At 39.2% G+C, this 12,467-nt stretch carries 14 protein-coding genes; all 14 read left to right on the top strand.

The window, feature by feature from the left end; translation table 11 throughout:
• The first annotated feature begins 52 nt into the window (after positions 1-52).
• Positions 53-820, top strand: a complete 768-nt coding sequence (locus FLK20_RS15005; protein WP_152657411.1) for a TatD family hydrolase — start codon at positions 53-55, stop codon at positions 818-820.
• Positions 821-856: 36 nt separating this feature from the next.
• On the top strand, positions 857-1,423 hold the full coding sequence (gene rnmV, locus FLK20_RS15000; protein ID WP_152657410.1) for a ribonuclease M5: 567 nt from the start codon (positions 857-859) through the stop codon (positions 1,421-1,423).
• The gene (gene rsmA, locus FLK20_RS14995) at positions 1,416-2,300 is read left to right on the top strand and encodes a 16S rRNA (adenine(1518)-N(6)/adenine(1519)-N(6))-dimethyltransferase RsmA (RefSeq protein ID WP_152657409.1); all 885 of its coding nucleotides are present in this window, start codon (positions 1,416-1,418) and stop codon (positions 2,298-2,300) included. Before rnmV ends, rsmA begins: the two co-directional genes overlap by 8 nt.
• A 97-nt stretch (positions 2,301-2,397) precedes the next feature.
• Positions 2,398-3,273 (top strand): sporulation peptidase YabG, encoded by an 876-nt coding sequence (yabG, locus tag FLK20_RS14990; RefSeq protein WP_152657408.1) that lies wholly within the window; start codon positions 2,398-2,400, stop codon positions 3,271-3,273.
• Positions 3,274-3,582: 309 nt separating this feature from the next.
• A complete protein-coding gene (veg, locus tag FLK20_RS14985; protein ID WP_152657407.1) occupies positions 3,583-3,846 on the top strand; it encodes a biofilm formation stimulator Veg in 264 nt (87 codons plus the stop codon).
• A 148-nt stretch (positions 3,847-3,994) separates the two neighbouring features.
• Positions 3,995-4,171, top strand: a complete 177-nt coding sequence (locus FLK20_RS14980) for a small, acid-soluble spore protein, alpha/beta type (RefSeq protein ID WP_152657406.1) — start codon at positions 3,995-3,997, stop codon at positions 4,169-4,171.
• Between the two features lie 452 nt (positions 4,172-4,623).
• Positions 4,624-5,475: a 4-(cytidine 5'-diphospho)-2-C-methyl-D-erythritol kinase gene (gene ispE, locus FLK20_RS14975; RefSeq protein WP_370453197.1), complete on the top strand. Its 852-nt coding sequence runs from the start codon at positions 4,624-4,626 to the stop codon at positions 5,473-5,475.
• Positions 5,476-5,540: 65 nt separating this feature from the next.
• Positions 5,541-6,359: a pur operon repressor gene (gene purR / locus FLK20_RS14970; RefSeq protein WP_152657404.1), complete on the top strand. Its 819-nt coding sequence runs from the start codon at positions 5,541-5,543 to the stop codon at positions 6,357-6,359.
• Positions 6,360-7,113: 754 nt separating this feature from the next.
• The gene (spoVG, locus tag FLK20_RS14965; protein WP_152657403.1) at positions 7,114-7,413 is read left to right on the top strand and encodes a septation regulator SpoVG; all 300 of its coding nucleotides are present in this window, start codon (positions 7,114-7,116) and stop codon (positions 7,411-7,413) included.
• A 311-nt stretch (positions 7,414-7,724) separates the two neighbouring features.
• On the top strand, positions 7,725-9,092 hold the full coding sequence (gene glmU, locus FLK20_RS14960; protein ID WP_152657402.1) for a bifunctional UDP-N-acetylglucosamine diphosphorylase/glucosamine-1-phosphate N-acetyltransferase GlmU: 1,368 nt from the start codon (positions 7,725-7,727) through the stop codon (positions 9,090-9,092).
• A 26-nt stretch (positions 9,093-9,118) separates the two neighbouring features.
• Complete coding sequence (locus FLK20_RS14955; RefSeq protein WP_152657401.1) at positions 9,119-10,072, top strand: ribose-phosphate diphosphokinase; 954 nt, start codon at positions 9,119-9,121, stop codon at positions 10,070-10,072.
• Between the two features lie 223 nt (positions 10,073-10,295).
• Positions 10,296-10,928 (top strand): 50S ribosomal protein L25/general stress protein Ctc, encoded by a 633-nt coding sequence (locus FLK20_RS14950; protein WP_152657400.1) that lies wholly within the window; start codon positions 10,296-10,298, stop codon positions 10,926-10,928.
• A gap of 258 nt (positions 10,929-11,186) precedes the next feature.
• On the top strand, positions 11,187-11,750 hold the full coding sequence (gene pth, locus FLK20_RS14945; protein ID WP_152657399.1) for an aminoacyl-tRNA hydrolase: 564 nt from the start codon (positions 11,187-11,189) through the stop codon (positions 11,748-11,750).
• 338 nt (positions 11,751-12,088) lie between these two features.
• A complete protein-coding gene (fin, locus tag FLK20_RS14940) occupies positions 12,089-12,319 on the top strand; it encodes an anti-sigma-F factor Fin (RefSeq protein ID WP_152657398.1) in 231 nt (76 codons plus the stop codon).
• The last annotated feature ends 148 nt before the right edge of the window (positions 12,320-12,467 follow it).

Below are 12,467 nucleotides of genomic sequence, written 5' to 3'. Positions count from 1 at the left end.
GTCATCATGTCAGCTCCTCCTTTTCAGGTAAAGAATAAAAAGGATGGTTAAGATGTTATTTGACACACATGTTCACTTAAACGCAAGGCAGTTTGCAGAAGATAGAGAAGCGACCATTCAGCGGGCAAAGGATGCAGGGGTGGAGTATATGGTTGTAGTTGGTTTTGATCATGAGACCATTCCGCTGGCGATAGAAATTGCTGAACAGAATGAGAATATTTATGCGGCAGTCGGCTGGCATCCTGTTGATGCAATTGATATGACAGAAAAAGAGCTGGAATGGATTGAAGACTTGAGTGCACATCCTAAAGTGGTAGCAATTGGAGAAATGGGGTTGGATTATCACTGGGATAAATCGCCAAAAGATGTGCAGAAGAAGGTTTTTCGTCAGCAAATAGCACTTGCTAAAAGAGTAAATATGCCGATTATTATTCATAACCGGGAAGCAACAGAGGATATTATAGCTATTCTGCAGGAAGAGAATGCAGAGGAAGTTGGCGGTATTATGCATTGTTACAACGATTCTGTCCGTTATGTCCAGACCTGTCTTGATATGAATTTTTATATTTCCTTAGGCGGACCGGTCACTTTTAAAAATGCCCCTTTACCAAAGGAGGTCGCGAAGCAGGTGCCTTTAGACCGTCTGCTGATTGAAACAGATGCACCATTTTTAGCACCGCATCCATACCGTGGAAAGAGAAATGAACCAGCTTATGTTGCCCGTGTAGCAGAGGATATTGCTGCATTGCGGGAAATGGATGCAGAGGAAGTTGGAAAAATAACAACAGAGAATGCAAAACGACTTTTTAACATTAAGTGATTCCTAAGGATTTCAGAATAAACTGGAGGAAATCGATTGAAGATAAAAGAAATGATAGTTGTAGAAGGGCGAGACGACACAACACGGATTCAGCTGGCTGTAGATGCGGACACGATTGAAACCAATGGTTCGGCAGTGAATAAAGCAACGCTCGATAAAATTCGTCATGCAAAGGAAAAACGCGGAGTAATTGTTTTTACAGATCCAGATTATCCGGGCGAGCGGATCAGACATTTGATAAATCAGGCTGTTCCCGGCTGTAAGCATGCCTTTTTAAGAAGAGATCAGGCAAAAGCAAAGCATTCCAGAAGTAAGAGCTTAGGCATTGAGCATGCTTCTGTCGAGGATATTCAAAAAGCACTGGCGGATGTATATGAGCTCGCGGATTTTTCGGATAGTGATATTACCAAAGAGAATCTGATCGATTATGGATTAATTGGTGGTAAGAAGGCTGCGGACCGCAGAAAACGTCTTGGTGAGCTTTTGCATATCGGTCATACGAACGGAAAGCAGCTGTTAAAACGTCTCACACAATTTCAAATTTCCAGGGAGCAATTTGATGCAGCGATGAAAGCAATAGAGCAGGAGGAGCAGAATGACTAAAAAATATATTGCAACGCCGTCGAGGACAAAAGAACTGCTGAATAAATATGGATTTGCATTTAAGAAAAGCCTGGGACAAAATTTTCTTATTGATGTTAATGTATTAGAAAATATTATCCGGCAAGCGGGAATTACGAAGGAAGCAGGAGCGATTGAAATAGGTCCGGGAATGGGTGCTTTAACGGAGCAATTAGCTATTCATGCGGATAAGGTAGTTGCTTTTGAAATTGATCAGCGTCTATTGCCTATTTTAAAAGAAACGTTAACAGACTATGACAATGTAGATATTATTCATCAGGATATTTTAGAGGCAAATGTAGAGGAAGTCATTCAAACGCATTTTCATCAAGGTCAGGACATTCATGTGGTCGCAAATCTTCCTTATTACATCACAACACCTATTCTGATGAAGCTTGTTCGTGATCAGCTTCCAGTTACAAGTCTGACTGTCATGATTCAAAAGGAAGTAGCAGATCGAATGGCTGCTGTCCCAAACACAAAAAGCTACGGCTCGCTTAGTATTGCTGTACAATATTATACTGAAGCCCGTGTTGTGATGAATGTACCGAAGCAGGTATTTATGCCGCAGCCTAATGTTGATTCGAGTGTATTAAAGCTTGTTATACGCAAAGAAGCTCCAGTCCAGGTAGATAATGAGGACTTTTTCTTTGAATTGATACAGGCAAGCTTTGCCCAGCGAAGAAAAACACTTCGCAATAACCTAAACAGATTTCTGCATGGGAAATTTGAGAAACAGCAGGTAGAAGCATTACTTGAAAAAGCAGCAATAGATGGAGCCAGACGTGGTGAAACCTTAACCATGGAGGAATTTGCTGTTTTAGCGAATATGATTTATCAGGAACTTCCCAAAAGCTAATTAGAAGAGAGTCTCTTCTAATTAGCTTTTTGCATGTGGAACAGAGCTGCATCTTTATACATACACTAAGAGGAGTAAATGGTGAGAGGTGCAAGCGATGGATATACAGAATGGTGCGTTAGTAACAAGGAAATCATATCGTCATGACCTGTTATTCCGTGTAGCAGAGATAAAAAAAGGAATTGCTATTCTGCATGGAGAGGAACTAAGGCTCAAAGCAGATGCCGATTTATCGGATTTAACAATAGTAAACCAAAGAGAGCATAAAAAAAGAAAAGCGGTAGATAAAGAAAAGCAGGAGTCTTCCTATCGTTTATTTCGTCAGGACTACCAAATGATGAAGGAAAAAAGAAATTATGAAGCGACAGAAGGCTATACGGACGCTGCGAGTTATTTTCAATTGCCTGCAAAGGTGCTTCATATCGATGGAGATCCATCTTATTTGAGAAAATGCATTCAATTATATCAGCGTATTGGGCTGCAAGTACATGGTGTTCATTTAGCGGAAACGGAGATGTCATTTCAGATTAAAGATTTACTGGAGAAAATCCAGCCGGATATTATGGTCATCACTGGTCATGATGCTTATTCACATAACAAAGGATTGAAGCATGATTTAAGTGCATACCGTCATTCCAAATACTTTGTCGAAGCTGTTCGTGAAGCACGCAGTATTTATCCTAATTTGGATCAGCTTGTTATTTTTGCAGGAGCATGTCAATCTCATTTTGAGTCATTAATACGCTCTGGTGCGAATTTTGCCAGCTCACCATCCCGGGTTAATATCCATGCGCTGGATCCTGTTTATATCGTTGCCAAAGTAGCGTATACATCGTTTATGGAAAGCGTATCTGTGTGGGAGGCGCTCCGTAATACATTGACTGGGGAAAAAGGTCTGGGAGGTATCCAGACCAGAGGATTGCTGCGAACAGGCATGCCTTATTTATCACATGAAAATGAAGGTGAAATATAGTTTGAAACCACATTTAGAAAAGGAGATCATTGGAATAACACGTATGCTTTTGTTCCTCCTTTTTTCCAATGAAATAAATTAATAATTAGATCATTCAGATTAGTTGTTTTTTTATTGTTTTTTTTAAATCAGCCTGTTATGCATTTTTTTGTGACAATTTATGTATAAAAATAGGAATGCGACAAATAATATCAGAAACAGACATAATTAATAGTTGACAAGCAAAAACATATGCTGATATAATTATAATTTTTATTTGACTTTTCATCGGCATATATGTTAAAATAAGTATATGTGAGGTGGAGTGTAGTGGGCAAAACGTTGATCGAAATCAAGCAAGGTCTAGATGGTCAGGTAGGTAAACGGTTAAAGCTCAGAGCGAATGGTGGAAGACGGAAAACCGTTGAAAGATGCGGTATTCTAGCGGAGACATATCCCTCTGTTTTCATTGTTGAGCTTGATCAGGACGAGAATGCATTCGAACGAGTTTCATACAGCTATACGGACATATTGACAGAAACGGTAGAGCTGAATTTTGTTGAAGGAAGTTCAGCGGTAATTTTTAAGCAGTAGACAAGCATTTGTCTGCTGTTTTTTAATGGATAAAAAACAGCAGGAATTGGTTTTATTGGTTAATTCTTGTGTGAGTGAATGAAGGAAAAATACATAAGCTATGATTGCCGATCGAGAAATACATTCATTCGTAAAGGGGAGCTTTTATATGGGTAGACGAGGGATTATGTCCACACAAATGAAAGAAGAAATAGCGAAAGAATTAGGGTTTTACGATACGGTACAGCAGGAAGGCTGGGGAGGAATCAAAGCTCGTGATGCCGGTAATATGGTGAAACGGGCGATAGAAATGGCAGAAGAGAGTATGAAAAAGGGCGAGTCCTGACCGGGCTTGCTCTTTTCTTTATAGAGGATGTTCAAAAATGACATGGCGGGAAAAGAAACTTCTACTAAGGGAGCCCACGTTGTGTGGGCAACGTAGAAATCATCGCATTGCTTTTCCGCTGCTCACGTATCTAAAAGCATAGAGGAACTTCTGTTAAGTTCGTCCACGTCGTGTGGACAACACAGAAGTCATCACATCCTGTGAAAGCCCGTTGCTCAATCTGCGCCGCCTTGAACTTTCGACGCACAAATGTTTTCGGTGGGGTGAGTAATCGCAACCCCAGGGCGTCGTGTTCTTAGCCGACTGGTTCTATTTATCGGACTTTTGAACATACATTTATACCAAATTAGCTTCAGTGTTTTGATTATGATACAATAAAATATATTTTATGGACGTAGGTATGGTATCAAATAGGTGAATGAATTTCCAACGCTTTGAGGATGTGATTGAAGATGCTTGTCATGGAGAAAGCACCTGCTAAGATAAATTTGTCATTAGATGTATTAAATAAGCGGGAAGATGGCTATCATGATGTTGAAATGGTCATGACAACGATAGATTTAGCAGATCGGTTAGAATTACGGGAATTACCTGCAGATAACATTCAATTATCTTTGGAAAGCCGTTATGTTCCCAGTGATGAAAGAAATTTGGCCTATCAAGCAGCGGTTTTATTTAAAGAGACGTACAATATAAAAAAAGGTGTTCACATCCGAATTGATAAATCAATCCCTGTTTCTGCAGGGTTAGCCGGAGGAAGTGCCGATGCTGCGGCCGTTTTACGAGGGCTTAATCGATTATGGAGGCTGGATATCCCATTGGCTGAATTAGCTGATCTGGGATCACAATTAGGAGCGGATATTGCTTTTTGTGTTTACAGTAAAACAGCGATTGCAAAAGGATATGGAGAGTGTATTGAGCTCCTGCCTGCACCGCCTACCTGTTGGGTTGTTCTTGCCAGACCGGATATTGGTGTATCTTCTTATACTGTATTTGATCAAATTAACATTCCTGAGCTACAGCATCCAAATACAGCACAGGTTTTGGAAGCATTACATGAAGGAAACTTTTCCAAGCTGTGTAATCACCTGGGAAATACATTGGAGCCAATTACTTTTTCAATGCATCCAGAGGTTGCAAGGCTAAAGGAAGCTATGCAGGTGGCGGGAGCAGAAGGTGTAATGATGAGTGGCAGCGGACCGACTGTGTTCGGGCTGTTGAAGCACCATCGAAAGGCGCTGCGAATTTACAATAGTATGCGGGGCTTCTGCCAGGACGTACAATTAATCCGAATGCTAGGATAACCATTGCTAAAACGCATATGAAAATGCTATATTATATGGAGAACATTCGTATTTGAGGTGTGATTTTGAAAAGAAGTAATCGATTGGTTGTGTTGACAGAATACTTTTTAGAAAACCCGAGGAAACATATTCAGCTGCCATACTTTGTCGAGCTTTGTGATACAACAAAGTCATCGATAAGTGAGGATTTAGATATTATACATGAGGTATTTCAACATAAAGGATTAGGGTACTTAGAGAGAACGACTGGTGCAGGCGGCGGTGTGAAATATATCCCCACCAGCACTGCAGAAGCAAGCAGGGAGTTTATATCCACGCTTCAGAAGAAATTAGAAGACCCTTCCCGAATTCTTCCAGGGGGATATCTGTATATGAGTGATATCCTTGGTAATCCTTCTATGGTCAGGGAAATTGGTCGCGTTTTTGCTTCCTGCTTTGCCCACTTACAGATTGATGCCATCGTAACCGTTGCAACAAAGGGAATTCCTTTAGCATACGCAACGGCATCTTTTTTAAATGTCCCCGTTATTATAGCACGCAGAGATCCAAAAGTAACAGAAGGATCGTCTGTAAGTATCAACTATGTTTCCGGGTCATCCAGGAAAATTCAAACGATGGTGCTGCCCAAGCGCAGTCTGCCGGATGGAGCCAATGTATGTATTATAGATGATTTCATGAAAGCCGGGGGAACGATCACAGGGATAAAAAGCCTCTTAGAGGAGTTCTCTGCAACTGTACAAGCTGTTGGTGTGCTGGCAGAAGCAGATGATGAGGAAGAGGAAAGAGTGATTACGGATTATACTTCCCTTTTAAAAATTTCTCCTGTCGATATACAGAATAATTATGTCTCCGTACAGCCGGGGAATTATCAAATGGAGTCCTGAAGTAAAACAGTTAAAAAGCATATAGGTTTGCCATACAGGGGGCTGCTGCACAATCGGATAACTGATTGCGCAGCAGCCTTTTTATTTCCTAATTTTTTGCATTACGTTTTTTTCATATATTCTTATTGAAATATATGAAGTTATTGAAACAATCAATATAGTAATTCCAATTACAAGAGTAAATTTTCTATAGCGAATATTGAGGAGTTATTACTTTGATAATTAATATAGAATACTATTGTTAAAACTGTAAAGATTATTATATTTCTGATTAAATATCTTTTTACCGATTTTATTGATGGCTTCATGATTTCATCCTCTCCAAATAATCTTTTAGACTTCTTTCCTTTATTATGTTGTCGTTTACATAGAAAGTCAAAAACCCAAAATGCTGGGTATAGGTTACGACAAAAGCGCAGATACATACACCTGTGCCAATGATCGACAGTTATATGTACACGCAAACCTCGCAGATAGAATTCGAATTTCATGCAACGGTTTGAATGTGAAGATTACACAGACTGTCCGCTCAAAGAAAAAGGAACCAAAGCAAGCTGATTATCATGTTTGGAAGAAAAAGATGAATAATAATGACCAAAGATGTCGAATGTTAATAACTTTTTAGGTATACGGGATAGTGAATTTAAAAAATTTTATTTTATTGGTATTTATAAGAAGGATTTTTGTAATTTATGTTGAAGTAATATAAGTATAAAGGATGATCTTTGAATTAGGAAAAAGGTGGTGAAACATCATGGAAGTGACTGACGTAAGATTACGCCGCGTTAAAACAGATGGAAGAATGCAGGCTATTGCCTCAATTACATTAGACAATGAGTTTGTTGTCCATGATATCCGTGTGATTGACGGGAATAGTGGATTATTTGTGGCAATGCCATCAAAGCGAACACCAGACGGAGAGTTTAGAGATATAGCTCATCCTATCAATTCTGGAACACGCTCAAAAATTCAAGAAGCTGTTTTAGGGGAGTATCATCGTGAACGTGAGAATGAAGAAGAACTCGGCTATAAAGAAGAAGCTGGTGTTTCCTGAGGTTAGAATGAATGGCGAATAAATGAGAAGGCAGTAATTCGGAATGGATAATTGCCTTCTTTTTTCTGTACATAAAATTTGTCTGGATGTGCTTGCAATCGTTTCATAATCAGATTGCCCCACTTGTGGGCAGAAAAAACTTCTGTCTTTCCTTTTTCCATAATTTTTTTTTGCATGTTAGCAAAGCTATGCAACGAAAAGATTGAAAATATGATAACATAGTATTAGAAATAAAACCTTTCATTTTATTGAAATAAAGGTTTTTTTACGATATATTTTTAAATGGATATTTAGATGATGGAGGTTTCCTAATGACGAATCGATTTGCTGTTATTTTAGCAGCAGGACAAGGAACAAGGATGAAATCAAAGTTATATAAGGTGCTTCATCCTGTAGTTGGAAAGCCAATGGTACAGCATGTTGTAGATCAATTACAACAAACACAGCTAGATAAATTAGTTACCATTGTTGGGTTTGGAGCAGAGCAAGTAAGAGCGCAGCTTGGAGAATCTAGTGATTTTGTAGTGCAGGCGGAGCAATTAGGTACAGGGCATGCTGTGATGCAGGCGGAGAATTTATTGCAGGATAAAGAAGGTGTAACCATTGTAGCTTGTGGCGATACCCCTTTGATTCGTGCAGAAACATTCCAAAAATTATTTGAACACCATGAACAGACGGGTTCTAAAGCAAGTATATTGACAGCCCTCGCAGATGATCCTGCCGGGTATGGCCGGGTTGTTCGAAATGCTGCAGGAGAAGTAGAGAAAATTGTGGAACATAAAGATGCTTCTTTAGAGGAATTAAAGATAAATGAAATTAATACAGGAACCTACTGTTTCGACAATAAAGCCTTATTTGAAGCTTTGAAATCCGTTTCCAATGACAATGCACAAGGGGAATATTACTTGCCTGATGTGATTAAAATTTTAGGTGACCAAGGTGAGCGCATCAGTGCTTATGTAGCAACTGATTTTAATGAAACAATAGGCATTAATGATCGTGTAGCATTAAGTGAAGCAGAAAAAGTGATGAAAAGACGTATTAATGAGCTACATATGCGTAATGGAGTAACCATTGTGGATCCTGATAATACGTACATCGGTCCTGATGTAAAAATTGCTGCAGATGTGTATCTCCACCCGGGAACGGTTTTAAAAGGAGATGTGTCTATTGCAACTGGTTCAGAAATTGGTCCACATACAGAAATAAAAGATTGTGAAGTTGGGGAAGATACAACCATTCGATTCAGTGTTGCTGCAGATAGCCGTATTGGCAACCGGGTAAATATTGGCCCTTACGCACATATTCGTCCAGCTTCGAATGTAGGGAACGATACGAAAATCGGCAATTTTGTAGAGCTTAAGAAAACTGTACTTGGTGATAACAGCAAGGTTTCTCATCTTAGCTATATTGGAGATGCTGATGTAGGAGAGCGTGTAAATGTCGGATGTGGTACAATTACAGTAAATTATGATGGAAAAAATAAATTCCTAACGACCATTGAAGATGATTCATTTATTGGATGTAATTCAAATTTAATCGCACCAGTCACAATTGGCAAGGGTGCATATGTGGCAGCGGGTTCGACCATTACAAAAGATGTGCCGGATGAGGCATTGTCCATTGCAAGATCGAAGCAAACAAATAAAGAAGGCTATGCAAAAAAGTTTAAAAAATAGACTACAAAGTCATGGAGGGTAAAGGAATGTCATCCAACTATAAGGACACGTCGTTGAAAGTATTTTCATTAAATTCGAATCCAGCATTAGCAGAAAAAATTGCAGCTCAAATTGGAACGAAATTAGGGAAATGTACAGTAACGCAATTTAGTGACGGAGAAATTCAAATCAATATAGAGGAGAGTGTACGTGGCTCCGATGTTTATGTTATTCAGTCTACTTCTTCTCCGGTAAACCAGCATATTATGGAACTGCTTATTATGATTGATGCGTTAAAACGCGCTTCTGCAAAATCCATAAACATTGTAATGCCATATTATGGCTATGCACGTCAGGATCGTAAAGCACGGTCTCGTGAGCCGATTACTGCAAAATTAGTTGCAGATCTAATTGAGAAAGCAGGAGCAAACCGTATGATTACACTGGATTTACATGCACCGCAAATCCAGGGCTTCTTCGATATTCCAATTGATCACTTACAAGGTGTTCCCATTTTAGCTACTTATTTTGAACAAAAAAACTTAGATGATGTGATTGTTGTTTCACCTGACCATGGAGGTGTAGTTCGGGCCAGAAAAATGGCTGACCGCTTAAAAGCACCAATTGGTATTATTGACAAACGCCGTCCCAAGCCGAATGTTGCTGAAATTATGAATATTATTGGTAATATCGAAGGCAAGACAGCTATTTTAATCGATGATTTAATCGATACTGCCGGCACCATTACATTAGCAGCAAATGCATTAATTGAAAGCGGCGCAAAAGAAGTATATGCTTGCTGTACACACCCAGTACTTTCTGGTCCGGCGATTGAGCGTATTGATAACTCGCAAATTAAAGAGCTTGTTATTGCAGATACAATTCCTTTGCCGGAAGAAAAAAGAATTGATAAGATTACAGAGCTATCGGTCGCTTCCCTTATTGGAGAGGCAATTATCCGTGTTCATGAAATGCAATCTGTAAGTATTCTTTTTGACTGATAATGAAAATATAATCTTGGGCATAAATGATCCTCTCTTCAGTTCAAAGTATAGCTGCCCGGCGCAGGATACTTTCCGCTTTTCTGAATTGAAAGGTTTAACTTGTTCTATTTTAGGGTATGTATGATACTGACCGTTTTTTTACTGAGAAAAAGAAATAATGCGACATATGCAATGACAATGTTCCATATTATTTTTTAATCAACTTGGAGGGTGATACGAAATGGCAGTAAAATTAAATGCACAAAAAAGAGAAAATCTTGCAAAATCAGCAACAAGCGAAATAAGAAAAAACGGTAGAATCCCAGCAGTTGTTTACGGGAAAAGCAAAGATCCCAAAACCGTTTCTGTGGATAGCATAGATTTAGTTAAAACCGTTCGGGATGAAGGACGAAATGCAATCATTTCACTGCAGGTCGAAGGTGGCGACGCCGTAGATGTTATGCTGCACGATTATCAAATAGATCCGATAAAAGATGATTTGCTTCATGCCGATTTCTATATCGTAAATATGTCTGAGGAAATGGATGTTTCGGTTTCTGTTCGCCTGGAGGGTAATTCGAAAGGTGAAAAAGAAGGCGGCGTGCTGCAACAGCCGCTATACGAAGTACAAGTCCGTGCAAAGCCAAGCGATATTCCAGAGGAAATCGTGGTGGATGTCTCTGACCTGGATGTGAACGAAAGCTTATCTATTTCTGATTTGAAAGTAGCTGGAAACTATGCATTTATAGATGAGCCAGATACAACAATCGCTTCCGTTGTTCCTCCAACTACAGAAGAGGATTTAGAAACAGACGTAGATGAAAATGCAGAACCAGAAGTCATTAAAGAAAAATCTGATTCAGAGGAAGAATAGTTTTTAAGAGGATGTTCCAAAAAGTCTAATAAAAGTGCCGCAGCGGGAAAAGAATCTTCTGCTGAGAATGCCTGTGTTGTGTGACCAACGTAGAAGCTACCGCATCCCGCGAAAGTGTGGACGAACTTTTTGAACATGTACTTTAAGTTAACCGTATAGAAGTAACACCTCCCTTCTTTACATATACTATACAAGTGTGTGTAAAGAAGGGTTATTGTATTTGAAGAAAATGTGGTTGGAAAAAGTGAGGGTAAGGTGATGAAATTAATTGTAGGACTGGGTAACCCTGGCAGAAAATATCAGAAGACACGCCATAATATTGGTTTTCGCACCATTGATGCATTATTGGAGCGGCATGGCTGGAAATTAAACAACTCCAAATTTCATGGGGACTATGCCATAGAGCATTTCAATGGGGAAAAGATAGTGTTATTACAGCCGCAAACCTATATGAACTTATCAGGGGAGTCTATTCGCCCATTGATGGATTATTATAATATAGACACAGATGATGTTGTCGTTATTTATGATGATTTAGATTTGCCGACTGGAAAAATCCGATTACGGCAAAAGGGTGGTCATGGCGGTCATAATGGTGTTCGTTCAACGATTGATTATTTAGGCACAAAAGAATTTAAGCGTGTACGTTTAGGCGTCGGACGCCCGGTGAATGCCACACCTGTGGTAGACTATGTGTTAGGGAAATTTCCAAAAGAGGAAAAAGAAGCTGTCGAACAAAGCATTCAGGAAGCAGCAGATGCTATTGAAGCATGGGTAAAGGGGAAATCGTTTCTGGAAGTAATGAATGATTTTAATCAATAAAGCATACCTTTATTCTAATAGATGATGTTCAAAAAGCCTAACAAAAATGACACGGCGAATTTCTGCGTTGACGTGGTTTTTACGATACTCACGTATTTAAAAGCATACGCTCCGTTCGTAAAAAACCCCGTCGCCTTGAACTTCTTGGACTTTTTTATCGAACTTTTTGAACACGTACTAATAAAGAAATTCAATTTTTGGAACTTTTTTAGCATAAAATGGAAGCAGGGTATATTCTTATTCCCCTCGGTTAAAACTAAATGAAAAGCGCAGATACTCTCTCTATTTACGGAGCAGACTGTGCTGAAAATTTTTGTGTTTTAATTGAGGTGAATGAGATGGTTATCTACTATGGTTGCAGACATTGCGGAAAAGAGCTGGGTGTGCTGAATCATACCGAAATAGATTTATCTATGCGTTTTCTCAAGCTTTTAGAAGAGCAGGAACTGGCAGAAATGATATCCTCTGAAAAAGATGGTCATTTTCGCCTGGATGTCATTTGTGAGTACTGTCAGCAGGCTCTTGACGCTCACCCTGATTATCATGAACTGGATCATTTTTTACAATAGGTGAATGAGCTGTTTCCGGTAATCATTTTTCCGCCGGCCATATATACCGTTTCTTCTTACACATTAGGAAAGTATAAAATTTTAGCTTGGTAGTAATTCGACGTAGTAAAAATTTTAAGGTACCAAGTATAAGCGCAGCGGTTTTGAT

The organism is Oceanobacillus sp. CFH 90083 (assembly GCF_009389585.1).
Taxonomy (GTDB): Bacteria; Bacillota; Bacilli; order Bacillales; family Amphibacillaceae; genus Oceanobacillus.
Note: the sequence above shows the minus strand (reverse complement) of the source record. Positions and strands in the feature narration are given on the sequence as shown.